This is a genomic window from Streptomyces sp. NPDC001156 (assembly GCF_053598275.1).
The window spans coordinates 95,187-118,291 of sequence record NZ_JBSFJX010000012.1 but is presented as its reverse complement, the minus strand read 5'-3'; the positions used below and the strand labels follow the sequence as shown (position 1 = coordinate 118,291).

At 71.4% G+C, this 23,105-nt stretch carries 22 protein-coding genes and 1 pseudogene; 17 read left to right on the top strand and 6 right to left on the bottom strand.

Translation table 11 applies throughout. The annotated features are described in order from the left end of the window. On the bottom strand, positions 1 to 899 hold an 899-nt coding region (locus tag ACWDA7_RS09520; RefSeq protein ID WP_450603568.1), incomplete at its 3' end, for an 8-amino-7-oxononanoate synthase. A 147-nt stretch (positions 900 to 1,046) separates the two neighbouring features. Between ACWDA7_RS09520 and bioB the strand changes: the two genes are divergently transcribed. From bioB to ACWDA7_RS09500, 4 genes are all read left to right on the top strand, one after another. After that, on the top strand, positions 1,047 to 2,210 hold the full coding sequence (bioB, locus tag ACWDA7_RS09515) for a biotin synthase BioB (protein ID WP_450603567.1): 1,164 nt from the start codon (positions 1,047 to 1,049) through the stop codon (positions 2,208 to 2,210). After that, positions 2,203 to 3,483 (top strand): adenosylmethionine--8-amino-7-oxononanoate transaminase, encoded by a 1,281-nt coding sequence (locus ACWDA7_RS09510; protein ID WP_450603566.1) that lies wholly within the window; start codon positions 2,203 to 2,205, stop codon positions 3,481 to 3,483. Before bioB ends, ACWDA7_RS09510 begins: the two co-directional genes overlap by 8 nt. Before the next feature lies 1 nt (position 3,484). Further along, a complete protein-coding gene (gene bioD / locus ACWDA7_RS09505; RefSeq protein WP_450603565.1) occupies positions 3,485 to 4,201 on the top strand; it encodes a dethiobiotin synthase in 717 nt (238 codons plus the stop codon). A gap of 145 nt (positions 4,202 to 4,346) precedes the next feature. Next, complete coding sequence (locus ACWDA7_RS09500; RefSeq protein WP_450603564.1) at positions 4,347 to 5,009, top strand: class I SAM-dependent methyltransferase; 663 nt, start codon at positions 4,347 to 4,349, stop codon at positions 5,007 to 5,009. On the opposite strand, the gene ACWDA7_RS09495 is transcribed toward ACWDA7_RS09500, so the two are convergent. After that, on the bottom strand, positions 5,010 to 5,384 hold the full coding sequence (locus ACWDA7_RS09495; protein ID WP_359391260.1) for a fic family toxin-antitoxin system, toxin component: 375 nt from the start codon (positions 5,382 to 5,384) through the stop codon (positions 5,010 to 5,012). It abuts the gene before it with no gap. Between the two features lie 4 nt (positions 5,385 to 5,388). Then, positions 5,389 to 5,640 (bottom strand): antitoxin, encoded by a 252-nt coding sequence (locus ACWDA7_RS09490; protein WP_432925266.1) that lies wholly within the window; start codon positions 5,638 to 5,640, stop codon positions 5,389 to 5,391. A gap of 198 nt (positions 5,641 to 5,838) precedes the next feature. Between ACWDA7_RS09490 and ACWDA7_RS09485 the strand changes: the two genes are divergently transcribed. From ACWDA7_RS09485 to ACWDA7_RS09450, 8 genes and pseudogenes are all read left to right on the top strand, one after another. Further along, positions 5,839 to 6,648 carry an ABC transporter ATP-binding protein gene (locus ACWDA7_RS09485; RefSeq protein ID WP_359391256.1) on the top strand — a complete coding sequence of 270 codons (810 nt, stop codon included), beginning with the start codon at positions 5,839 to 5,841 and terminating at the stop codon, positions 6,646 to 6,648. Positions 6,649 to 6,668: 20 nt separating this feature from the next. Further along, positions 6,669 to 9,236, top strand: coding sequence for an ABC transporter permease (locus ACWDA7_RS09480; protein WP_450603563.1), 2,568 nt, complete (start codon positions 6,669 to 6,671; stop codon positions 9,234 to 9,236). A gap of 43 nt (positions 9,237 to 9,279) precedes the next feature. Next, positions 9,280 to 10,176: pseudogene (locus tag ACWDA7_RS09475) on the top strand (LLM class F420-dependent oxidoreductase). Between the two features lie 56 nt (positions 10,177 to 10,232). Beyond that, the gene (locus tag ACWDA7_RS09470) at positions 10,233 to 10,658 is read left to right on the top strand and encodes a GNAT family N-acetyltransferase (protein ID WP_450603562.1); all 426 of its coding nucleotides are present in this window, start codon (positions 10,233 to 10,235) and stop codon (positions 10,656 to 10,658) included. A gap of 164 nt (positions 10,659 to 10,822) precedes the next feature. After that, entirely contained in the window at positions 10,823 to 12,151 is a 1,329-nt protein-coding gene (locus ACWDA7_RS09465; protein ID WP_450603560.1) for a hemolysin family protein, read from the top strand. After that, positions 12,148 to 13,179, top strand: a complete 1,032-nt coding sequence (locus ACWDA7_RS09460; RefSeq protein ID WP_450603559.1) for a hemolysin family protein — start codon at positions 12,148 to 12,150, stop codon at positions 13,177 to 13,179. Before ACWDA7_RS09465 ends, ACWDA7_RS09460 begins: the two co-directional genes overlap by 4 nt. A gap of 158 nt (positions 13,180 to 13,337) precedes the next feature. Beyond that, entirely contained in the window at positions 13,338 to 14,120 is a 783-nt protein-coding gene (locus ACWDA7_RS09455; RefSeq protein ID WP_450603558.1) for an SGNH/GDSL hydrolase family protein, read from the top strand. 31 nt (positions 14,121 to 14,151) lie between these two features. After that, complete coding sequence (locus tag ACWDA7_RS09450) at positions 14,152 to 14,511, top strand: DUF4326 domain-containing protein (protein ID WP_450603557.1); 360 nt, start codon at positions 14,152 to 14,154, stop codon at positions 14,509 to 14,511. Positions 14,512 to 14,646: 135 nt separating this feature from the next. Here the strand turns inward: ACWDA7_RS09450 and ACWDA7_RS09445 are convergent, their stop codons facing one another. Continuing rightward, positions 14,647 to 14,826, bottom strand: coding sequence for a hypothetical protein (locus ACWDA7_RS09445; protein WP_450603556.1), 180 nt, complete (start codon positions 14,824 to 14,826; stop codon positions 14,647 to 14,649). A 203-nt stretch (positions 14,827 to 15,029) separates the two neighbouring features. Here ACWDA7_RS09445 and purB point away from each other — a divergent pair, with 203 nt between their 5' ends. Both purB and mug read left to right on the top strand, forming a co-directional pair. After that, complete coding sequence (gene purB, locus ACWDA7_RS09440) at positions 15,030 to 16,472, top strand: adenylosuccinate lyase (protein ID WP_450603555.1); 1,443 nt, start codon at positions 15,030 to 15,032, stop codon at positions 16,470 to 16,472. Next, on the top strand, positions 16,469 to 17,014 hold the full coding sequence (gene mug, locus ACWDA7_RS09435; protein ID WP_450603572.1) for a G/U mismatch-specific DNA glycosylase: 546 nt from the start codon (positions 16,469 to 16,471) through the stop codon (positions 17,012 to 17,014). The genes purB and mug overlap by 4 nt, the downstream gene beginning before the upstream one ends. A 4-nt stretch (positions 17,015 to 17,018) precedes the next feature. Here the strand turns inward: mug and ACWDA7_RS09430 are convergent, their stop codons facing one another. After that, on the bottom strand, positions 17,019 to 17,462 hold the full coding sequence (locus ACWDA7_RS09430) for a hypothetical protein (protein ID WP_450603553.1): 444 nt from the start codon (positions 17,460 to 17,462) through the stop codon (positions 17,019 to 17,021). 314 nt (positions 17,463 to 17,776) lie between these two features. Between ACWDA7_RS09430 and ACWDA7_RS09425 the strand changes: the two genes are divergently transcribed. After that, a complete protein-coding gene (locus ACWDA7_RS09425; protein ID WP_359391234.1) occupies positions 17,777 to 18,934 on the top strand; it encodes an ROK family transcriptional regulator in 1,158 nt (385 codons plus the stop codon). A 111-nt stretch (positions 18,935 to 19,045) separates the two neighbouring features. On the opposite strand, the gene ACWDA7_RS09420 is transcribed toward ACWDA7_RS09425, so the two are convergent. After that, a complete protein-coding gene (locus ACWDA7_RS09420; protein ID WP_450603552.1) occupies positions 19,046 to 19,807 on the bottom strand; it encodes a GntR family transcriptional regulator in 762 nt (253 codons plus the stop codon). A 497-nt stretch (positions 19,808 to 20,304) separates the two neighbouring features. On the opposite strand from ACWDA7_RS09420, the gene ACWDA7_RS09415 reads away from it, so the two are divergent. Together ACWDA7_RS09415 and ACWDA7_RS09410 are read left to right on the top strand one after the other, a co-directional pair. Further along, positions 20,305 to 21,135 (top strand): alpha/beta fold hydrolase, encoded by an 831-nt coding sequence (locus ACWDA7_RS09415; protein ID WP_450603551.1) that lies wholly within the window; start codon positions 20,305 to 20,307, stop codon positions 21,133 to 21,135. A 346-nt stretch (positions 21,136 to 21,481) separates the two neighbouring features. Next, positions 21,482 to 23,068, top strand: coding sequence for an alkaline phosphatase D family protein (locus ACWDA7_RS09410; protein ID WP_450603550.1), 1,587 nt, complete (start codon positions 21,482 to 21,484; stop codon positions 23,066 to 23,068). The last annotated feature ends 37 nt before the right edge of the window (positions 23,069 to 23,105 follow it).

The following is a 23,105-nucleotide window of genomic DNA, read 5'->3' as shown; positions in this document are numbered from 1 at the left end:
CCGTGGGCTTTTTGGGGGCCTTGCTGGCCTCCCGACACGGGGGGGCCCCGCGCGTCAGCTGGGGGGTCGGGCCGCCGCGGGCGCAGCGCCGCGAGCGCCGCCCCCGCGGCGGCCGGGGCGAGCCCGGTGTCGAAGATGAACGTCCGGGCCGCGTTGACCAGATGGTCGATCACATGGGCCGGACCGAGGACGGCGCCGCCCTGGCTGCCCAGCGACTTCGACAGGGTCACCGTCACCACCAGGTCCGGCGCGCCCGCGAGCCCCGCCACGTACGGAGCGCCCCGGCCCCCGGCACCGAGGACCCCGAGTCCATGGGCGTCGTCGACGATCAATCCGGCTTCGAACTCCCGGCAGACGGACGCCAGTTCGGCCAGCGGTGCGGCGTCGCCGTCCACCGAGAACACCGTGTCGGACACCGCTACGGCCGGTCCGGTGTGGGTGGCGAGCGCCTTGCGCACTGCCTCGGGGTCGGCGTGCTCGACCACCTGGGTGGTGCCCCGGGCCAGGCGGCAGCCGTCGATGAGCGATGCGTGGTTGCCCGCGTCGGAGACGATCAGCGAGCCGTGCGGCGCCAGCGCGGTGACCGCCGCGAGGTTGGCCGCGTACCCGGAGGAGAAGACGAGGGCCGCCTCGAAGCCGCAGAAGTGCGCGAGTTCGCGCTCCAGTTCCCCGTGCAGTTCGGTGGTGCCGGTGACGAGCCGGGAGCCGGTCGAGCCGCCGCCCCACCTCCTGGCGGCCTGCGCGGCGCCCTCGGTGACCTCGGGGTGGCGGGCCAGGCCCAGGTAGTCGTTGCTCGCGAGGTCGAGGAGCGGGGAATCGGCGGCGCGGGGGCGCAGACTGCGGACGAGTCCGGCCCGGCGGCGCGACCGCGCCTGCTCGTCGATCCACCCGAACGCCATGGGTCCTCCGGTGCTTTTGTAGGCAGTGCACAGACACTAGCCGGACGACCAGCCGCCCAGGGTGTGGCAATACCCACACGTCGAGCGGTGTCTGTTGTGCAATCTCTCCTTGGCCGGGAACGCTTCGGTAGGACAGGATCGGCTCTCATGGACCTGCTGAACACGCTGGTGGACAAGGGGCTTCGGCGCGAGCTGCCGACCCGCGAGGAAGCGCTGGCCGTCCTCGCCACTTCCGACGACGACGTGCTCGACGTGGTGGCCGCGGCCGGCAAGGTGCGCCGCCACTGGTTCGGCCGGCGAGTGAAACTCAACTACCTCGTCAACCTGAAGTCCGGGCTGTGCCCCGAGGACTGCTCCTACTGCTCCCAGCGGCTCGGCTCGAAGGCCGACATCCTGAAGTACACCTGGCTCAAGCCCGACGAGGCCTCGAAGGCCGCGGCGGCGGGCGTCGCGGGCGGGGCGAAGCGAGTCTGCCTGGTGGCGAGCGGCCGCGGCCCCACCGACCGGGACGTGGACCGGGTCTCCGACACCATCAGGACCATCAAGGACCAGAACGAGGGCGTGGAGGTGTGCGCCTGCCTCGGTCTGCTCTCCGACGGTCAGGCCGAACGGCTGCGCACGGCGGGTGCCGACGCCTACAACCACAACCTCAACACGTCCGAGGCGACGTACGGGGACATCACCACCACCCACACGTACGCCGACCGGGTCGACACCGTGCACAAGGCGCACGCCGCCGGCCTGTCGGCCTGCTCCGGGCTGATCGCAGGCATGGGCGAGAGCGACGAGGACCTGGTCGACGTCGTCTTCTCGCTGCGGGAGCTGGACCCCGACTCGGTCCCCGTCAACTTCCTGATCCCGTTCGAGGGCACCCCGCTCGCGAAGGAGTGGAACCTCACCCCGCAGCGGTGTCTGCGGATCCTCGCGATGGTGCGGTTCGTGTGCCCGGACGTGGAGGTGCGCATCGCGGGCGGCCGCGAGGTCCATCTGCGGACGCTGCAGCCGCTGGCCCTGCACCTGGCCAACTCCATCTTCCTGGGCGACTACCTGACCAGCGAGGGCCAGGCGGGCAAGGCGGATCTGGAGATGATCGAGGACGCCGGGTTCGAGGTGGAGGGGGCCGGCCAGGTGACCCTCCCCGAGCACCGCGCGGCGAGCGGCTGCGGAGCCCACGAGGGCACCGGATGCGGATCCCAGGAGTCGGCCGGTGTTTGCGGATCCGCTGCCGCGCCACAGGCAGGGGAAGCCCGTACGGACCTGGTGGCCGTACGCCGCCGGGGTGCCGGAACGGATCTCGCGCCCAATGCCTGACCTGTCCGTGGGCGAACTGCTGGCGCTGGACCGGCAGCACGTCTGGCATCCGTACGGCCCGATGCCCGGGCGGCAGGAACCGCTCGTCGTGGAGTCGGCGAGCGGCGTGCGCCTGCGCCTCGCCGACGGCTCCGGAGAGCTGATCGACGGCATGTCGTCCTGGTGGTCGGCGATCCACGGTTACAACCACCCGGTGCTCAACGAGGCCGCACACGGGCAGCTGACGCGGATGAGTCATGTGATGTTCGGCGGGCTCACCCATGAGCCCGCCGTCCGTCTGGCGAAGCTGCTTGTCGATATGTCGCCAAATGGCCTCGAGCATGTGTTCCTCGCGGACTCCGGCTCTGTCTCGGTCGAGGTCGCGGTCAAGATGTGCCTGCAGTACTGGCGTTCGCTCGGCCGCCCCGCCAAGCAGCGGCTGCTGACCTGGCGCGGCGGCTACCACGGCGACACCTGGCATCCGATGTCCGTGTGCGACCCCGAGGGCGGCATGCACGAGCTGTGGCGGGGCGTCCTGCCACGGCAGCTGTTCACCGGGGCACCGCCCGCCGACTACGAGGAGTCGTACGCCGACCGGTTGCGCGCGACGATCGAAGAGCACGCCGACGAACTGGCCGCGGTGATCGTCGAACCGGTGGCGCAGGGCGCCGGAGGGATGCGCTTCCACTCCCCCGCCTATCTTCGGGTGCTGCGCGAGGCGTGCGACGCGCACGACGTGCTGCTCGTGTTCGACGAGATCGCCACCGGGTTCGGGCGCACAGGAGCACTGTTCGCCGCCGACCACGCGGCGGTCACGCCGGATGTGATGTGCGTGGGCAAGGCGCTGACCGGCGGGTATATGACCATGGCGGCGACGCTGTGCACCCCGCGGGTGGCCGAGGGCATCTCCCGCGGCGAGGTCCCGGTACTCGCGCACGGCCCCACCTTCATGGGCAACCCGCTGGCGGCCGCCGTGGCCTGCGCCTCCATAGAACTGCTGCTCGGTCAGGACTGGCAGTCGGAGGTCAAGCGGATCGAGACGGGCCTGCGGGAGGGCCTCGCCGAGGCGGCGTCCGTGCCGGGGGTGCGCGATGTGCGGATCCTCGGCGCCATCGGTGTCCTCCAGCTCGACCGCGAGGTGGACATGGCGGCGGCGACGCGGGCCGCGGTGCGCGAGGGTGTGTGGCTGCGGCCCTTCCGCGACCTCGTCTACGCCATGCCGCCCTATGTGACGGCTGACGCGGACGTGGCACGGATCGCGCGCGCGATGTGCGCGGCGGCGCAGGAGGGCTGACATGTCGGTAGTGGTCGTCACAGGGACCGGGACTGATATCGGCAAGACGGTCACGACCGCCGCCGTCGCGGCGGCGGCCCTCGCCGCCGGGCGGTCCGTGGCCGTCCTCAAGCCCGCGCAGACGGGCGTAGGGGCCGGGGAGCGTGGTGACGCCGCGGAGGTGGCCCGTCTCGCGGGCGCCGCGACGACGCGTGAACTGGCCCGGTATCCGGAGCCGTTGGCGCCGGCGACGGCGGCCCGGCGGGCCGGCATGCCGCCCGTGCGGCCGCACGAGGTGGCGGAGGCGGCTGCCAAACTGGCCACCGAACACGATCTGGTGCTCGTCGAGGGGGCGGGCGGGCTGCTCGTACGGTTCGACGACGAGGGCGGCACCCTGGCGGACGCGGCAGCGCTGCTGGCGGCACCGGTCCTGGTGGTCGCGCCGGCGGGCCTCGGCACGCTGAACGCGACCGAGCTGACCGCGCGCGAACTGCGGCACCGGCGGCTGGACTTGGCCGGTGTGGTCATCGGCAGCTGGCCCGACGACGCGGACCTGGCCTCCCGGTGCAACCTCGCCGACCTTCCGGTGGTGGCCGGGGCGCCACTGCTCGGCGCGCTGCCCGCGGGCGCCGGTTCGTACGCCCCCGCCGCCTTCCGTGGCGCGGCACCAGACTGGCTCGCGCCCCGGCTGGGCGGGACGTGGGACGCGGAGACGTTCACCACAGCGTTCGCGCCGTAGCCGCGGGGACGGGCAGGCGCTCACGCCACGGCGACGGGCAGGTGTGCACGGGGAGGCGTTCGCCGTACGGCCCGGACGTGCGTCAGCGGGTCGGGTCCTGGGGACAATTCCGGTAACGCCCGCGTTGCCCCCAGGGAGGCCCGGCATGCCGGTTCGTGCCCCCAAGGACGTCGTCCACCACCCCCTCTACTCCCGGTTCTACGCCCGGTTCAGCGTGACCGCCGATCGGGGCATGGGTCCGCACCGCACCGCACTCCTCGCCGGTCTTTCGGGGCGGGTGATCGAGATCGGCGCGGGCAACGGCCTGAACTTCGCGCACTATCCGCGCGCGGTGGCCGAGGTGGTGGCCATCGAGCCGGAGCGAGCGCTGCGGCAGCTCGCGGTGACCGCCGCCCTGCGCGCCGACGTACCGGTGGATGTGGTGCCGGGTGCGGCGGAGGCGCTGCCGGTGAAGAGCGAGGCCTTCGACGCGGCGGTCGTGTCGCTGGTGTTGTGCAGCGTGCGCGATGTCCCGCGCGCTCTGGCGGAGATCAGGCGCGTGCTGCGGCCGGGTGGTGAGCTGCGCTTCCTCGAGCACGGCCGGGGCGGCGGGCGCGTGACGGACATCGCCAGGCGGGCGCTGGACCGCACCGTGTGGCCGCGGCTGTTCGGCGGCTGCCGCCTCGACCGGGACCCGGTCGCCGCGATCAGATCCGCGGGCTTCGAACTGGGGCCCTACCGGCGCGTGTCGGTACCCGCCCAAGGCCCCATCGTGCCCTCTTCGCACTGTGTGCTGGGCACCGCCAGGCGGCCCGCTTCCGAGGGGTAGTCACAGGCTCCACTGGCGCAGTTCCTCGGTGATGTCGTGCACCGACGCCTCGCCGCTCTTGACCAGCCGGGCAAGATCCCGCACCTGTTCCGGCGAGGTGGCGACCTTGACGCCGCTGGCGACCAGATATCCGTAGGCGACCGCGGATGCGAACAGCGCGTTGGAGCGCTCCAGCGCCGGGACGTGCAACAGCAGTTGGAGCAGGGCGGCGGCGCGGGCGTGCGGGGTGTCGTAGACGGGGACGCCGAATATCTCCGCCTCGTGCCGGCTGACCGCGGCGACCAGCGCGCCCCAGTCCGTGACCTGGGGGTCCCCGGGTGTCTTCTGTTCTGCGACCATCAGCAGCCAGGCGAGGTCGATTCTGAGGTTGTCCAACGGATCAGCGACGACCTTCGCTCCGGTGCTCGCCCGAGCCCTCGCGGGCGGCGCCGAACTCCTCGGCGAAGACGGACTCGTACTGCTTCATGAAGTCGGCGGTGGCCTCGACGAAGGTGTGACCGACTTCCCCGGTGTCCTGCCGGACCAGTTCTTCTATGTAGCGGTTGACGCTCATGCCACGCTCCAGGGCACGCTCGCGAGCGGCGCGGGCGGTGTCCTCGTCCACCCTCACGTTCAGCTGGGTCTTCGCCATACCTTCAAAGCTAGCGCCCAGGTGCTAGTAACGGCAAGAGCGCAGTCCAGGTCCACCCCCGGGATGGAAAGTGCCCCTTACACGGGCATCAGAGAGTCGGGACTTCGGAGGGATACCGGCTGTGGGGTGCGCCACACTACCCTCGGCCGGATCGGGGAAGACGGGAACATCGGGACGTTCACGAGCGAGGAGGCGGACTTGTCCACTACTGCTGCCGAGCACGCCCGGGGCCGCGCGGAGGCGGACGGGATCGCCGCCCGCGCCCGGGGCCTGACCAAGGCGTACGGCTCGGGTGAGACGGCGGTGCTCGCCCTCGACGCGGTCGATGTGGACATCGCACGCGGCCGCTTCACCGCGGTCATGGGCCCCTCGGGTTCCGGGAAGTCCACGCTGATGCACTGCCTCGCGGGACTCGACACCGTGTCGGCCGGACAGGTATGGCTCGGCGACACGGAGATCACGGGTCTGAAGGACCGCGAACTGACCCGGCTGCGCCGGGACCGTATCGGATTCATGTTCCAGTCGTTCAATCTCATCCCGACCTTGAACGCGATCGAGAACATCACACTCCCGATGGACATCGCGGGCCAGAAGCCCGACCAGAAGTGGCTGGACCAGGTGATCGACACTCTCGGGCTGCGGGACCGACTGAAACACCGGCCGGCCCAGCTGTCCGGCGGCCAGCAGCAGCGCGTCGCCTGCGCCCGGGCGCTCGCATCCCGCCCGGAACTGATCTTCGCGGACGAGCCCACGGGCAACCTGGACTCCCGGGCGGGCCTCGAGGTGCTGGGCTTTCTGCGGGACGCGGTGGACCAGCTGGGGCAGACCGTCGTCATGGTCACGCATGATCCGGGCGCGGCCGCCCATTCCGACCTGGTGCTGTTCCTGGCGGACGGGCGGATCGTGGACAGGATGGAACGGCCGACCGCGGACGCGGTGCTGGAGCGCATGAAGCGTTTCGACACGATCCGGGCGACCTACGACGACACCTCCGACCGCGAGCACTGACGACCGGGGACTGGGGCACCGTGCTGAAGGCGACTCTGCGCAGCTTCCTCGCGCACAAGGGACGGCTCGCGCTCTCCGCGCTGGCCGTCCTCCTGTCCGTTGCGTTCGTCGCGGGAAGCCTGATCTTCTCGGACACCGTCACGCGGACCTTCGACCGGTTGTTCGCCTCCACGGCCGCCGATGTGACCGTCGGCCCCAAGGAGGACCTGACGTCGCAGGTGCCGTCCGGTGTGACGCCGACCGTCCCCGCCGCACTGGCCACCCAGGTGGCCAAGGTCGACGGCGTCGCGGCCACCCATGTGGACGCCGCCGTCCAGAACATCACGGTCGTCGACAGCAAGAACGAGCCCGTGGGCCCGACCACCGGCGCGCCCACCATCGCCAAGAACTGGTACGTCACCGAGAGAAGTCCGGTCAAACTGACGTCCGGGCACCCGCCGCAGGGCCCAGGTGAGGCGCTCCTCGACGCGGACACCGCCGAGCACAAGAACGTGAAGATCGGCGACACGCTGACCGTCCTCGCCCGGCCCGGCTCGTTCAAGGTGCGCATCGTTGGCATCGCCACCTTCACGACCACCAACCCGGGCGCCGCGCTGGTGTTCCTCGACACGCCGACCGCCCAGGCCAAACTGCTCGGCAACCCCTCGGCGGCCACGAGCATCGCGGTCGACGCGGCACCCGGGGTCGGTGACGCACAGCTCAAGCAGCGGGTCGCGGCGGCGCTCCACTCCTCCGCCTACGACCTCAAGACGGCGAGCGAACAAGCCAAGTCGAACACCGACCAGCTCGGCGCCTTCCTCGACGTGATCAAGTACGTGATGCTCGGATTCGCCGGCATCGCCGTGCTCGTGGGCGTGTTCCTGATCGTCAACACGTTCTCGATGCTCATCGCCCAGCGCACCCGCGAACTGGGGCTGCTGCGCGCCCTGGGGGCGGACCGGCGGCAGGTGCGCCGGTCCGTGCTGACGGAGGCGCTGCTGCTCGGGCTGGCCGGCTCGACACTCGGGCTCGCCGCGGGCATCGGCCTGGCGGCCGGGCTCATCCGGCTGATGAGCGCGTTCGGCATGAACCTGAAGTCCACCGAGATGGTGATCAACTGGCCGACTCCCGTCGCCGCCTACGCGGTCGGGGTCGGGGTGACCTTCGTGGCCGCCTACCTCCCGGCTCGGCGCGCAGCCGCCGTCTCGCCCATGGCGGCCCTGGCGGACGCGGAGGTCGCTGGTGTCGGGCGGCCGTTGAGGGTCCGGGCGGTGGCCGGCGCGATCGTCGGCGCGCTCGGCGTGGCCGCCCTCGCGGGATGCGCCCGGGCCACGAAGACCGCGCCGGCCGCCTCGCTGCTCGGGCTCGGCGTGGTCCTCACGCTGGTCGCGACCGTCATCGCGGGGCCGCTGCTCGTGCGGCCGGTGATCCGCGTCCTGGGCGGGGCCTTCCCCGCCGTGTTCGGTTCCGTCGGGCGGATGAGCCAGCGCAACGCCCTGCGCAATCCGCGCCGCACCGGTGCCACCGCCTCCGCGCTGATGGTGGGGCTCGCGCTGGTCGGCGGGATGTCGGTGGCGAGCGCGTCCATGTCCAAGTCGTTCGACCAGCAGATCGACAAGACGCTGGGCGCCGACTTCGTGGTGCAGAACGCCAACTTCCAGCCCTTCCCGCAGGAGATCACCGACCGGTTGCGCGCCACGGACGGTGTGGGGCTCGTGGTCCGCCAGCGGTTCACACCCGTCGCGGTACGGCTGCCGGACGGCCAGCGTGTCGAGACCACCGCCGCGGGCTACGACCCCCGGCTCGATGACGTCGCCCACATCGCCTACACGCAGGGCGACACGGCCACCGCGCTCGCCGAGGGTGCCCTCGCGATGGACGCCAAGTTCGCGAAGAGCCACGGCGTCCGCCTGGGCAGCACACTCCCCGTCGAGTTCCCGGCCGGGCACCGCACCGAACTGAAGGTGGGAGCCCTGACCGACCAGGGCGGTTCCGGTGGCTTCGGCACTCAGGGCGGGCTGTACTTCGGCATGGCGACGCTCCAGAAGTACGTGCCCGAGGGGCAGGACTCCGGCCTGTACGTGAACGCCGCGCCCGGCACGCCGAAGGACCAGCTTCGGTCCCGGCTGGAGAAGACCCTCGCCCCGTACCCGCAGGTCCAGGTCCGCGACCAGGCCGACTACAAGAAGCTGGTGCACGACCAGATCGCGGTGCTGCTCTACCTCGTGTACGCGCTGCTCGGGCTGGCGATCGTCATCGCCGTCCTCGGCGTGGTCAACACCCTGGCCCTGTCGGTCGTCGAGCGCACCCGTGAGATCGGTCTGCTGCGGGCCATCGGACTCGGCCGGCGCCAGTTGCGGCGCATGATCCGGCTGGAGTCGGTGGTGATCGCCGTGTTCGGGGCCGTGCTCGGGCTCGCACTGGGGCTGGTGTGGGGCGTGTGCACCCAGCAGGTGCTCGCGCTGCAGGGCATGAAGGCGCTGGCGATCCCCTGGAGCACGATCGTCGTCGTGGTGGTTGGTTCGGCGGTCGTGGGTGTGGTGGCGGCTCTGCTGCCGGCATTGCGAGCGTCGCGCATGAATGTGCTGGCGGCGATCGCGCACGAATGATGTACTCGGCACACATCAAGTCGCGCTCGGCCGAGGAGAGTTCGTGCCACGTCCGCGTCCGTTCCGCTTCGGCGTCAACCTGATCGAACCCGCGGCGGCCGGCGAGTGACGGGACAGGTGCCGGCGCGCCGAGGAACTCGGCTACGACGTCATCCTCGTCCCCGACCACCTCGGCCTTCCGGCCCCGTTCCCGGCGCTCGTCGCGGCGGCCGAGGCGACGGAGCGTCCACGGGTCGGCACGTTCGTGCTCAACGCCGGATTCTGGAATCCGGCGCTGCTGGCCCGCGAGGTGGCGACCACGGACGCACTGACCGGCGGCCGTCTCGAACTCGGTCTCGGCACCGGATACGTACAGGCCGAACACGACCGGGCGGGCCTGCCGTACGGCTCTCCGGGCGAGCGCGTGGACCATCTGCGCCGCACGGTGGAGGAACTGGGCCGGCTGCTCGGCAGTGAGGAGCACCGTCCCCGGCCGGTGCAGCGGCCCCGGGTGCCGCTGCTGATCGGAGCGGGCGGCGACCGGATGCTGAAGCTGACCGCCGAGCACGCCGACATCGCGGCGTTCACCGGGGCGCGCTCGGTGCCGGGGAGCACGACGGGGCGGCTGGCACTGCTCACGGCCGAGGAACTCGACGGGCGCGTGGCCCTGTACCGGAAGCTGGCCGAGGGCCGTGCGCAGCCGGCCGAGCTGAACCTGCTCATCCAGCTGGTCGCCATCACCGAGGACCGCGCGGCCGCGGTGCGTCCGCTCGTGGACCGCGCCCCGGACCTGAGCCTTGAACAAGCACTGGGGCTGCCCGTCGTCCTGCTCGGCACGCTGGACCAGATCGTCGAGCAGATCCGGGACCGGCGCAGGCGGTACGGGTTCTCCTACCTGACCGTTCTGGAGCCGCACATGGAGGCGTTCGCGCCCGTGATCGAGGCACTGCGCGCCGAGTAGCCGTCCGTATGCCGGAATTCCCGGTACCCGGCGGCGACGCGTGCTGTGATCACCACATGACCGATCTCCGGATACGGGCCGCCCGGCCCGAGGACCTGGACGGCGTGCTCGCCTTCTGGAAGACGGCCGCCGAGGGCACAAGCATCAGCGACGACCGCGACGGTGTGGAGCGACTGCTCGCCCGCGATCCCGAGGCGCTGATCCTCGTCGAGGAGAGCGGCGCCCTGGTGGGCACCGTGATCGCGGGCTTCGACGGCTGGCGCTGCCATCTGTACCGGCTCGCGGTGCACCCGGACCGGCGGCGGCAGGGCATCGGCTCGGCGCTGCTCGCCGCGGCGGAGGAACGGTTCGTACGGCTCGGCGGACGCCGTGGGGACGCGATGGTGCTCCAGCGCAATGAGACCGCCCACCATGCGTGGCGGGCGGCCGGGTACGTGCCGGAGGAGCACTGGCGTCGCTGGGTGAAACTCCTGGGAGAGTAACGACTTTGCCGATCCTTTACCATGAAGAGGTCGAGCGTTCCTCCGGACGGGTCAACTCGTCCCACCATGGAAAGGTGTGAGCGTCCGCCGATGGGCGAGCCTCCCAGTAGCCGACCTCGCGCGGTCCCCACGTCCCGGACCGATCCTGGGACAGAGGTGACTCGATGACCGAAGTGCTGTTCCTGCTGGTGGCGGTGGCGCTCTCGCTCGCCTGCGGCGGTTTCGTCGCGGCGGAGTTCTCGCTCACCACCGTCGAGCGCAGCGCCCTCGAGGATGCCGCGCGGCACGGTGAGCGCGGCGCTGCCGGCGCGCTCAAGGCCGTACGAAGCCTGACCTTCCAGCTGTCCGGGGCGCAGCTCGGCATCACGGTCACCAATCTGGTGGTCGGCATGCTCTCCGAGCCGTCGATCGCGAGGCTCCTCGCGGGCCCGCTCCGTTCGCTGGGGCTGTCCCGCTCCGCGGCCATGTCCGTCGCCCTGGTCGTCGGCACGGCTCTGTCGACCCTGTTCCTGATGGTGGTCGGTGAGCTGGTGCCCAAGAACTGGGCCATCTCCTCACCGCTGGCCGTGGCCAAGAGGGCCGGGTCGCCGCTGCGCTGGTTCAGCGCCGCCTTCCGGCCTTTCATCACCCATCTGAACAACGGGGCCAACCGCGTCGTCCGCCGCTTCGGCATCGAGCCCGCCGAGGAGCTGGCCTCCGCACGCGGGCCCCAGGAGCTGGTGGCACTCGCCCGGCACTCCGCGAAAGAGGGCGCCCTGGAGGCGGACACCGCGGAGCTGTTCGTCCGCACCCTCAACCTGGCCGACCTCACCGCGGAGAACGTGATGACTCCGCGTGTCCAGGTCGTCGCTCTCGAGGTCCAGGCGACCTGCGAGGACGTGGCCAACGCGACCCGCGCGACGGGCCTGTCGCGCTTCCCGGTCTACCGCGGCAGCCTCGACTCGGTCGTGGGCATCGCCCACATCAAGGACGTCGTGGCCACCCCGGCCGAGGAGCGGCCGCACTGTCCTGTCGCACAGGTGATGCGCGAACCGCTGTTCGTGCCCGCGTCCCTCACCGTCGACAGGCTGCTGGACCGGCTCTCCGGCAAGATCGCCATGGCCGTCGTCATCGACGAGTACGGGGGAACCGCCGGAGTGGTCACGCTGGAGGACATCGTCGAGGAGGTCGTCGGGGAGGTGCGTGACGAGCACGACCCGCAGGAGGCGCCGGACCTGGCCCCGGCCGGCACGGACGAGTCCGGCCGCGCGCTGTTCTGGGCCGACGGCTTCGCCCGCATCGACCAGCTCGCCCGTGTCGGGCTGCGGGTGCCCGAGGGCCCTTACGAGACGCTGGCCGGTCTCATCGCCGCCGAGCTCGGCCGGATACCGGTCAAGGGCGACAGCCTGGAGGTCGCCGGCTGGCGCCTCGACGTGGTGGACGCCTCGGGACGCAGGGCCGCGCGGGTGCGCCTGCACAAGCCGGCCACCGCCTTGCGGGAGGAGGACCGGTGACGATCGTCCAGTTGTTGATCGGCCTGCTGACGCTGGTCGGGAACGCCTTCTTCGTGGGCGGCGAGTTCGCCCTGATCTCGGTCCGCCGCAGCCAGATCGAACCCCGCGCCGAGGCGGGCGACCGGCGTGCCCGCAGCGTGCTGTGGGGTCTGGAGCATGTGTCGGCACTGCTCGCGGCCGCACAGCTCGGCATCACCCTGTGCACCCTGGTCCTCGGTGTCGTCGCCGAACCCGCGATCGAACATCTGCTGGAGCCCGTGTTCCACGCGGTGGGTATCCCGTCGGGTGCGGGCCGCGTGGTGTCGTTCGTGATCGCGCTGACGCTGGCGACCTATCTGCACATGCTGTTCGGCGAGATGGTGCCCAAGAACATCGCGCTCGCCGAACCGGTGCGTCTGGCCCTGCTGCTCGGGCCTCCGCTGGTCGGCCTGTCCCGGGCCCTGCGCCCGGTGATCTTCACGGTGAACGCCTTCGCGAACACCCTGCTGACGCTGATGCGCGTCGAGACCAGGGACGAGGTCTCGGCCACCTTCTCGGACGACGAGCTGGCCCGCCTCGTCAAGGACTCCACCGAGGCGGGGCTCATCGACGACCGCGCTCGGGAGCGGCTGCACGACGCCCTGGAGCTGGGCCGTATGCGCGTGCGCGACGTGCTGGTGCCACTCGAACGTGTGGTCTACGCACGCGTAGGCGTGACCCCGGAGGAACTGGAGAGGCTCTCCGCCGAGTCCGGGTTCTCCCGCTTCCCGGTCGTGGACGAGAACCGCCGGATCGTCGGGTATCTGCACGTCAAGGACGCACTGGACGCCCTGCCCCGGGACCGGCCCTTCCCGCTGCAGGACATCCGTCCCGTCCCCCGGGTACGCGAGGACACTCCGCTGGACGACGTGCTCACGGCGATGCGCCGCGACCGTACGCACCTGGCGGGGGTGACCGGTGAGGACGGACGGCTGGTGGGCCTGGTGACGATGGAGGACGTGCTGCGGGAGCTGTTCGGCCAGGCGAGCGAACCTGGACCGGCCGCCTGACCCGAACCCCGCCCCGGGCGAGCCGCGCGAACCTGTTTCCCCCGGGCGGCCGCAGGCCCTCCCCGCCTTGTACGTGTGGGGGCCGAGCGGCCCCAGGACCAGGGGTGTACGGGGCGACCGACCGTGGGGTATGCCCGCGGGATACCATCGGCCACGCCATGCACACGAACCCCACATATACGAGCCTGGTCGCCGTCGGCGACTCCTTCACCGAAGGCATGTCGGACCTGCTACCCGACGGCTCCTACCGCGGCTGGGCGGATGTCCTGGCAGGTCGGATGGCCGCACAGACGCCTGGGTTCCGGTACGCCAATCTCGCCGTGCGGGGCAAGCTGATCGGGCAGATCGTCGACGAGCAGATCGACCTGGCCGCGGCGATGCGGCCCGACGTGATCACACTGGTCGGCGGACTGAACGACACGCTGCGTCCCAGGTGCGACATGGGACGCGTACGGGGGCTGCTAACGGAGGCCGTGGAGCGTCTGGCCCCGGCGTGCAAGCAACTCGTCCTGATGCGCAGCCCCGGCCGTCAGGGCCCGGTCCTCGAGCGCTTCCGCCCCCGTATGGAAGAGCTGTTCGCCTGCGTCGACGAGCTCGCCGAGCGAAACGGCGCGCTCGTGGTCGACCTCTACAGCGCGGCATCACTCGCCGACCCCCGTATGTGGGACGTGGACCGGCTGCATCTGACGGCAGACGGACACCGCCGGGTGGCGGAAGCCGTGTGGCAGACGCTCGGGTACGAGGCGGAGGATACGGAATGGCGCACGCCGCTGCCCGTGCCCGCGCCGCCGAACTGGGTGACCAGGCGGACCGCCGACATCCGCTTCACCCGGCAGCATCTGCTGCCCTGGATAGGCCGACGGCTGACGGGTCGCTCCTCGGGCGACGGCCGCCCGGCCAAGCGCCCGGAGCTGCTGCCCTACGAGGGGCCGACCGCGTAGGGAGCACGCAACGCTTCGAAGGGAGTCTCGTGTGACCGCCGAGGTGATCAACCTGAAAGGCCGCATTCAGGAGTTCGGCTCCCGGCTGGAACACGCACCCGAGGAAGTCGTCTACATCGGCCGCCGCCTCACCCGGGGCGGCTGGAACCTCCGACAGCACCCGCTCTACAACCCCTTCCAGATCGACACCGCCAAGAAGAAGCACGACGGGACGCGGGCCGAGGTGATGGCCAAGTACCGGGAATATCTGATGGCACGCCCCGACCTGCTGGAGCTCGTGCCCGCACTGCGCGGCAGGACGCTCGCGTGCTGGTGCGCGCCCGAGTTGTGCCACGGGGACATCCTGGCGGAGGTCGCGGACTCCTCGAAACGCCCGGCACACCGGCGGTAGCCCGAGGACACCACCGCAGCCCCCAGGCGGCCCGTGCGGCGAGGCAGCCGGCGCCGGTGCACGCCGCGGCGCCGACGGTGCGGAGATGCGCCGGCCTCTGCCGTCCGCACCGGCAGCTGCGGCCGGGGGACAGACTCAGCCCGAGCCGGTCGGCACCACGTCCTCGTGACCTACGTCCGGCTCGGGACCCGCCGGCCGGAGTGTCTGCTCGGTTCCCTGCCGCGGCAGCGGCTTCTTCCGGGCCATTCCAGCGGCGGCGCGGGCCAGCTGCGCCTGCAGCTGGTCGTACGCTGCCGCCCCTGACAGCTCCCGCAACCTACGGCTCCTGCTCATACAAGCTCAACGCCCCCACCCCATCGGCCGTCACCGCCGTTCGGCCGATCGGGGCACATCGTGCACGGGCCGGCCGACTGCTCTCCCGGCCGCCGGAGACGGGGCCCGTTCGCACCCGCTGACCTGGCTCGGTGCACGCCTGGACGCGTCGGACCCCTGATGGACGGCGGGTAAACTCCGTGTACGTGACTGCTGCGCCCGCAAAGCCCCGTATCCCGAACGTCCTCGCCGGACGCTATGCCTCCGCCGAGCTCGCCACGCTCTGGTCGCCCGAGCAGAAGGTGAGGCTGGAGCGACAGCTCTGGCTCGCCGTGCTGCGGGCCCAGAAGGACCTGGGGATCGAGGTGCCGGACGCGGCGATCGCCGACTACGAGCGTGTGCTCGACCAGGTCGACCTCGCCTCGATCGCCGAGCGCGAGAAGGTCACCCGGCACGATGTGAAGGCGCGGATCGAGGAGTTCAACGCTCTGGCCGGGCACGAGCATGTGCACAAGGGCATGACCTCCCGCGACCTGACGGAGAACGTCGAGCAGCTGCAGATCCGGCTCTCCCTGGAGCTGATGCGCGACCGTACGGTGGCCGTGCTGGCGCGTCTCGGCAAGCTCGCCGCCGAGTACGGCGAGCTGGTCATGGCGGGCCGCTCGCACAACGTCGCCGCGCAGGCCACCACTCTCGGCAAGCGTTTCGCGACCGCCGCCGACGAGCTGCTGGTCGCCTACGGCCGGGTCGAGGAGCTGCTCGTCCGGTACCCGCTGCGCGGTGTCAAGGGACCCGTCGGCACGGCGCAGGACATGCTCGACCTGCTCGGCGGCGACGCCACGAAGCTCGCCGAGCTGGAGCAGCGGATCGCCGACCACCTGGGCTTCTCGAAGGCCTTCACCTCGGTCGGCCAGGTCTACCCCCGCTCGCTCGACTACGAGGTCGTCACGGCACTGGTGCAGCTGGCCGCGGCGCCGTCCTCGCTGGCGAAGACGATCCGGCTGATGGCCGGGCACGAGCTGGTGACCGAGGGCTTCAAGCCCGGCCAGGTCGGCTCCTCCGCGATGCCGCACAAGATGAACACCCGCTCCTGCGAGCGCGTCAACGGCCTGATGGTCGTCCTGCGCGGCTACGCCTCCATGACCGGTGAGCTGGCGGGCGACCAGTGGAACGAGGGTGACGTGTCCTGCTCGGTGGTACGCCGGGTGGCGTTGCCGGACGCGTTCTTCGCACTGGACGGTCTGCTCGAGACGTTCCTGACGGTGCTCGACGAGTTCGGCGCCTTCCCGGCGGTCATCGCGCGTGAGCTCGACCGCTACCTCCCCTTCCTCGCCACCACGAAGGTGCTCATGGCCTCGGTGCGCGCGGGCGTCGGCCGTGAGGTCGCGCACGCGGCCATCAAGGAGAACGCCGTGGCCTGCGCCCTCGCCATGCGTGAGCAGGGCGCGGAGCGCAATGAGCTGCTGGACAGGCTGGCCGCGGACGAGCGCATCCCGCTGGACCGCGGGGGGTTGGACGCGCTGATGGCGGACAAGCTGTCCTTCACGGGTGCCGCGGCCGACCAGGTCGGCGCGGTCGTCGGCCGGGTCGAGGAGCTGCTGAAGCGGCACCCGGAGGCCGCCGGCTACACCCCGGGGGCGATCCTCTGACCCGGTTCACCCCGGCGGAACTGGAGGCCGCCCGCGACCGTCTGGTACCGGACGTGATCGCGGACGGCCTCAAGGTCCTTTTCTGCGGTATCAATCCCGGTCTCATGACAGCGGCCACCGGCCATCACTTCGCGCGCCCCGGCAACCGCTTCTGGCCTGTGCTCCACCTCTCGGGCTTCACCCCACGGCTGCTGCGGCCTTCGGAGCAGGCCGAGTTGCTCTCCTACGGACTCGGTATCACCAATGTGGTGGCGCGGGCGACCGCGCGGGCCGACGAGTTGACCGCCGAGGAGTACCGGGAGGGCGGGCGCGTTCTGAGCACCAAGGTCGCACACCTTGGGCCCCGTTGGCTGGCGGTCGTAGGAGTCACCGCGTACCGGGCGGCCTTCGGCGACCGACGGGCCGTAGTCGGTCCGCAGGAGCAGACGATCGGGTCGAGTCGTGTGTGGGTGCTGCCCAACCCCAGCGGTCTGAACGCTCACTGGACGGCGGCGACGATGGCGGAGGAGTTCGCACGGCTGCGCACGGCCGCCGAGCACTAGCCGGTCAGAGCGGGTCCCGGTCCGTGACGGCGGCCAGGAGCCGTATCTCGTCGGTCCGGTCGCGCTCGGCCACCCCGAGGGCGACCCAGCGGCCCGTATCGCCCGCCTCCCAGAGGTAGACGTCATCCACGAGGTCACTGAGCGTCGCCCAGGGCTCCGGTATCTCCTCGCCGCGTGCCCTGCGCACAACCACCGTCAGCAGTCCCCAGCGGTGCGCCTGTCCCCATCGGTCGTCCAGCCGCTGGGCTATGGCCTCTTTCCAGGCGTGGAAGTCGTCCGCCGTCCGCTCCCGATCCGCGCCGTCGCCCGTTGCGAGACCGACGCTCGCCGCCAAAGCGGCCACCTGGAAGCCGGGTCCTCCGAACCCCGCGTCCGACCCGCCGCGCAGCGCGGGGAACTCCCGCGCGCACAGCACGTCGATCGCGTCCAGGAACTGCTCGATGGTCATATGTCCAGTAGACCAGTTCCCACTGACAATTGGCGCGGTGTCAGTTGCCCTGTGAGGTGCGCACATCGACAATTCGCGGGGCTGTATTCGCGCCACAGGGCCGCCCCGCCCGCACCCACGCGCCGTCCGGGGCCGTCGGCACCGGCGGCCGACCGTCGCCGCCGGGACGGCGGAGCCGTATGCCGGCGTTCTCGGCACGGCCGCGGACGACACGCCCCCGGTTCTGATCCGCTCAGATGGTGCCTGGCCCTCGCGGGTGTGCGCGGCGCCGAGTACGATCCGCCCAACACGCGCACGAGCTGGGAGGACGGACGTTGGGGCGGCTGACCGGCGGGGACCCCTCTCTGCTGAGAAGGATCAACTCGGCGGTGGTGCTGCATGCGCTGCGCGCCGCGGACTGCGCGACGCTCACCGAGATCACCCGGGTGACCGGGCTGTCCCGGCCGACCGTCGAGGGCGTCGTGGAGGGCCTGATCGAAGCCGGGCTGGTGGTGGAGCAGGCGGCCGAGGAGGGCGCCGCCCGCCGCCAGGGGCGGCCGGCGCGCCGGTTCCGGTTCCGTGCGGAGGCGGGCCATCTGCTGGGCCTGGACGTCGGCGCACACCGGGTGACGGCGGTGCTCGCCGATCTCGACGGCCGGGAGCTGGGCACTCTGTCCAAGGAGGTCTCGGAGGCGGCTTCGGCTGACGAACGTCTGGAACGGCTGCGGAGCACGGTCGCCGAGCTGTTGCGCAGGGCGGGCGTCGCCCGTGACTCGCTGCGCGCGGTCGGCGTGGGCAGCCCCGGGATCGTCGAGGCCGACGGCACCGTGCGTCTGGGCACGGCGCTGCCCGACTGGACCGGTCTGAAACTGGGCGATCGGCTCAGCCGCTCCTTCAAGTGCCCGGTGCTGGTGGAGAACGACGCCAACGCCGCGGCCGTCGCCGAGCACTGGAAGGGCGCGGCCGCCGAGTCCGACGACATCGTGTTCGTGCTGGCCGGGCTGAGCCCCGGTGCCGGTTCGCTGATCGGTGGGCGGCTGCACCGCGGCTACGGCGGCGCGGCCGGGGAGATCGGCGCACTGCACCTGCTGGGCCGCGGGGCCACTCCCGAGACGCTGCTGTCGACCACGGACGAGCCACTGCAGCCGCTCGACGAGCAGCAGGTGGCCGATGTGTTCGCGCTCGCCCGCGAGGGCGACCAGCGGGCCCGCGCGGCCGTGGACCGCTTCATCCAGCGGCTCGTGCACGACGTGGCGGCGCTCGTCCTCGCGCTCGACCCCGAACTGGTCGTCATCGGCGGCTGGGCGGCGGGCCTGGACGGCGTACTGGACCCGCTGCGCGACGAGCTGGACCGCTACTGTCTGCGCCCTCCGAAGGTGGCGCTGTCGCACCTGGGCGAGGCCGCGGTGGCGACGGGCGCCCTGCGGCTGGCACTGGACCATGTGGAGGAGGAGCTGTTCGCGGTGGAGGGCACGGTGACCGCGCGGCGCTGACCCGGCCCTGCGACGCGTCGCGCCCCGGACCACTTCGTCCGGGGCGCGACGGATACGGCTCTCGGCGGCGAGAAGCGGATAGCGGCTGGGCCGCGGCGCCCGGCGCCACGGTCAGGAGGCGCGGCGCTCCGGGTCGTGGTGGATCTCGACCCCGCCGGTGGCGCCGAAGGTCAGACGGCATGTGTCGGCGCGGTAGGTGGCGACGGACACCGCCGCGGTCCGGCCCTCGGCGTAGTAGCGGGTGGTGACGACGAGAACGGGCGCGCCGGGCAGCCGGTCGAGCTCCCTTGCGTCCTCGGCGCTGACCGAGCCGAGTTCCACGGCCTGTTCCTGGCCCTCCAGCTCCAGGTGCTGCAGCTCGCGCAGCACGGCTCGTGCGCGTGCCGCACCCGAGGGCGCGTCGATCGCGGACAGGTCGGGCACCGAGGAGTCCGGGATGTAGAGCAGCTCGGCGGCTACGGGCTGGCCGTGGGTGACGCGGGAGCGGCGCACCGTGTGCAGCCGCTCGGAACGGCCGGTCACAAGGAGATCGGCCACCGCGGCGGGCGGGACCGCGGCGGTGCAGTCCGCGGCCTGCCAGGCATCGCCGTCCGCACCCGGCCACATGTGCTGCTCGGAGTCGACGGCCACGCCCATGCGGGGCGGGGCGACGGTGGTGCCGACGCCGCGGCGCCGCTGCAGCCGGCCTTCCAGTTCCAGCTGCTCGAGGGCCTGGCGGAGCGTGGCACGGGCGACGCCGAAGCGCGCCGCGAGGTCCCGTTCGTTGGGCAGGATCTCGCCCACGGAGAACTCGGAGTCGAGTGCTTCGGTGAGTACGTTCTTGAGGTGCCAGTACTTAGGCTCCGGCACCGTTTCCAGCCGCGTGGTCCCCACCCTGTCCTCCGCAATCGCCGTGGCACGGCGGCGTTTTAGCGCCCTTGTTTATTAAAGGTTGTTGCACTTCTCTGCGACCATAGGACGGCCCCCACCCTTGGTCAAGACCAATCCTCGATCCCTTACGCACTGCACAGGCGCCGCGCCGCACAGCGTTCACACGGCGTTCGTGGTGGGTGACACGGATGAGACGCAGGCGAAGCCTTCGTCCACGGATGTTCATCGATGTTTCTGGATGTTCATCAACGGCGGTTCGGACAGCCGCCCGGCCCGGTGGCCAGAGGGCCGGCAGAGTGCTCGGGCCGGCCCGGCGAGGAACCCCTCGGCCGGAGCACGGCGTGCCGACACGCTCAGCGGTTTCAATCCGGCCGTCTGCTGCGCGGGTTGAGGCACCAGGGGCGCGGTTTCACCGCTTCGGGGGCTACCGGCGGGTAGCCGTTGCTGACAAGCTGTCTACGACAGTGTCCGTCAGTCTGTCCCAGACGAGGAGCAGCACCATGACCGCCACGGTCTCCTTCACCGTCCCCTCTTCGCACGGCCCGCGGACCGTGACCGTCTCCTACGCGCGCGTGGGCACCGGTGAACCGCTTCTGCTGCTCCACGGCATCGGCCACCACCGTCAGGCCTGGGACCCGGTGGTGGACATCCTGGCGGCCGAGCGCGACGTGATCGCGGTCGACCTCCCCGGCTTCGGCGCGTCCCCCGCCCTGCCCGACGGCCTCGCGTACGGCCTGTCCTCGGTGGTGCCGGCGCTCGGTTCGCTGTGCGAGGCGCTGGAGATCGACCGTCCGCACGTGGCGGGCAACTCCCTCGGCGGTCTGCTGGCCCTGGAGATGGGCCGCGAGAAACGCGTACGGTCCGTCACCGCGCTCTCGCCCGCCGGTTTCTGGACCGAGGCCGAGCGGCGGTACGCGTTCACGGTGCTCGCGGCGATGCGACAGGCCGCACGGAGCATGCCGCCGCCGCTCGTGGAGCGGCTGTCGCGTTCGGCGGCCGGGCGCACGGTACTGACGAGCACCATCTACGCACGTCCCGCCCGCCGTTCGCCCGAGGCCGTCGTCGCCGAGACGCTCGCGCTGGCCCGTGCCGAGGGGTTCGCCGACACGCTCCGCGCCGGTATTTCCGTCCAGTTCACGGAGGACGTGCCCGGACTCCCGGTCACCGTGGCGTGGGGCACCAAGGACCGGCTTCTGGTGCGCCGTCAGGGCATCCGGGCCAAGCAGATCATCCCCAAGGCCCGGCTGGTGCGGCTGCCGGGTTGCGGGCATGTCCCGATGAACGACGACCCGGCGCTGGTCGCGCGGGTCATCCTGGACGGCAGCCGCTGAGCGTCCCGGGTGCGCGCCCCTCGAGCGCCTGACGGTCAACGCGTTCTGGCCCACTGCCGCTCCGGCGCCCACCAGAGCGTTTCCGGCGGCCCACGCCGCCCCGTACGCCCCGGTGCCGGCGAACGGGGCGCCACTGGCGCCGACGAGGGGGACTGGGCCGGAGAAGAGAAGTGGTGCTCTCCGTTTCGCCGCGGCCGGCGCACTCCCGTCGCCTGTGCCCGGCTCGGCTCCGCGAACTGCGGTTCCACGGCGGTCAGTTGTTCACTTCTGGTTTCCGTGTGCGCTGCGGCGCACCAGTAGTTGTGGCAGTGCCTATTGGCCGGAACCGTCCATTGGAGGCACCTTCATGTCACACCGTCCCGTCCCCGGCCGCCGCAGCGTCCTGCACGGCTCCCTGGCCGCATCGGCGGCCCTCGCCCTTCCCACCGCGCTGGGCTCGGCAGCGGCCTTCGCCCTGTCCGGGCGTCCGAAGGCGGGCTGGGGTGTCCAGGCAGGTGACGTGACCGCCCACTCCGGTCTCGTCTGGGTGCGCTCCGACCGCCCGGCCCGGATGATCGTCGAGACCTCCGCGACGGAGTCCTTCCGCAACCCGCACAGATGGCACGGCCCGCTGCTCGGCTCGGACACGGACTTCACGGGCACCACGCGGCTGCACGGGCTGCCGGCGGGCGAGCAGATCCACTACCGCGTGCTCCTGGCCGACCCGGACGACCCGCGTCGTACCGGAGAGCCCGTGACCGGCACCTTCCGCACGACGCCGATCGGGCGCCGTCACGGGGTGCGCTTCCTGTGGTCGGGCGACCTGGCGGGCCAGGGCTGGGGCATCAACCCGGACTTCGGCGGCTACACGATCTACAACGCCATGGCGAAGCTCGACCCCGACTTCTTCCTCTGCAGCGGCGACAACATCTACGCCGACGGTCCGATCACCGCCACCCAGACGCTGCCCGACGGCAGCACCTGGCGGAACATCACCACCAAGGAGAAGTCGAAGGTCGCCGAGACCCTGGCCGAGTACCGCGGCAACTTCCGCTACAACCTGCTGGACGAGAACCTCAGGAGGTTCAATGCCCAGGTGCCGTCGGTCATCCAGTGGGACGACCACGAGGTCCGCAACAACTGGTATCCGGGCGAGGTGATCACCTCCCTGGACCCCCGCTACACCGAGAAAAGCATCGATGCGCTCGCGACCCGGGCCCGGCGCGCGTTCAGCGAGTACTTCCCCATCTCCACCCTGCAGCCGGGCGACCGGCAGGGCCGGGTGTACCGGGTCATGCGGCACGGTCCCCTGCTGGACGTCTTCGTCCTCGACATGCGCACCTACCGCAACGCCAACTCGCCCGACAACCAGACTGTCGACCCGCAGGGCATCCTCGGGGCGGAGCAGCTGGAGTGGCTCCAGCGGGAGCTCGCCCGCTCGCGCGCGGTGTGGAAGGTGATCGCCGCGGACATGCCCCTGGGCCTGGTCGTACCGGACCCGACGGAGAACCAGCCCAACATCGAGGCGGTCGCCCAGGGCGACCCGGGCGCGCCGCTCGGCCGGGAGCTGCAGATCGCGGAGCTGCTGCGCTTCATCAAGCACCGGAAGATCACGGGCACCCTGTGGCTGACGGCGGACGTGCATCACACGTCGGCGCAGCACTACCAGCCCTCCCGTGCCGCGTTTACCGACTTCGAACCGTTCTGGGAGTTCGTCTCGGGTCCGCTCAACGCCGGCGCCTTTCCCGCGAGCGCGCTCGACAACACGTTCGGCCCCGAGCGCGTGTTCGTGAAGGCGCCGACCGCCTCGAACGTCTCCCCCGCCGGCGGTTACCAGTTCTTCGGTGAGGTCGACATCGACGGGCACAGCGGGGAACTGACCGTCCGGCTGCGCGAGCAGGACGGGACCGTGCTGTTCACGCAGGTGCTCCAGCCGGGACGCGTGGGGCAGTAACTCCCCCTTCCTCACAGGTGGTTCGGAACTGCCGGGC

Coding starts and splice junctions, on each gene's coding strand:
- ACWDA7_RS09500 (WP_450603564.1), top strand. CDS start 4,347: ATGCCGGTTCGTGCCCCCAAGGACGTCGTCCACCACCCCCTCTACTCC.
- bioB (WP_450603567.1), top strand. CDS start 1,047: ATGGACCTGCTGAACACGCTGGTGGACAAGGGGCTTCGGCGCGAGCTG.
- bioD (WP_450603565.1), top strand. CDS start 3,485: ATGTCGGTAGTGGTCGTCACAGGGACCGGGACTGATATCGGCAAGACG.
- ACWDA7_RS09410 (WP_450603550.1), top strand. CDS start 21,482: ATGTCACACCGTCCCGTCCCCGGCCGCCGCAGCGTCCTGCACGGCTCC.
- ACWDA7_RS09430 (WP_450603553.1), bottom strand. CDS start 17,462: ATGACCATCGAGCAGTTCCTGGACGCGATCGACGTGCTGTGCGCGCGG.
- ACWDA7_RS09415 (WP_450603551.1), top strand. CDS start 20,305: ATGACCGCCACGGTCTCCTTCACCGTCCCCTCTTCGCACGGCCCGCGG.
- ACWDA7_RS09465 (WP_450603560.1), top strand. CDS start 10,823: ATGACCGAAGTGCTGTTCCTGCTGGTGGCGGTGGCGCTCTCGCTCGCC.
- ACWDA7_RS09510 (WP_450603566.1), top strand. CDS start 2,203: ATGCCTGACCTGTCCGTGGGCGAACTGCTGGCGCTGGACCGGCAGCAC.
- ACWDA7_RS09470 (WP_450603562.1), top strand. CDS start 10,233: ATGACCGATCTCCGGATACGGGCCGCCCGGCCCGAGGACCTGGACGGC.
- ACWDA7_RS09490 (WP_432925266.1), bottom strand. CDS start 5,640: ATGGCGAAGACCCAGCTGAACGTGAGGGTGGACGAGGACACCGCCCGC.
- ACWDA7_RS09455 (WP_450603558.1), top strand. CDS start 13,338: ATGCACACGAACCCCACATATACGAGCCTGGTCGCCGTCGGCGACTCC.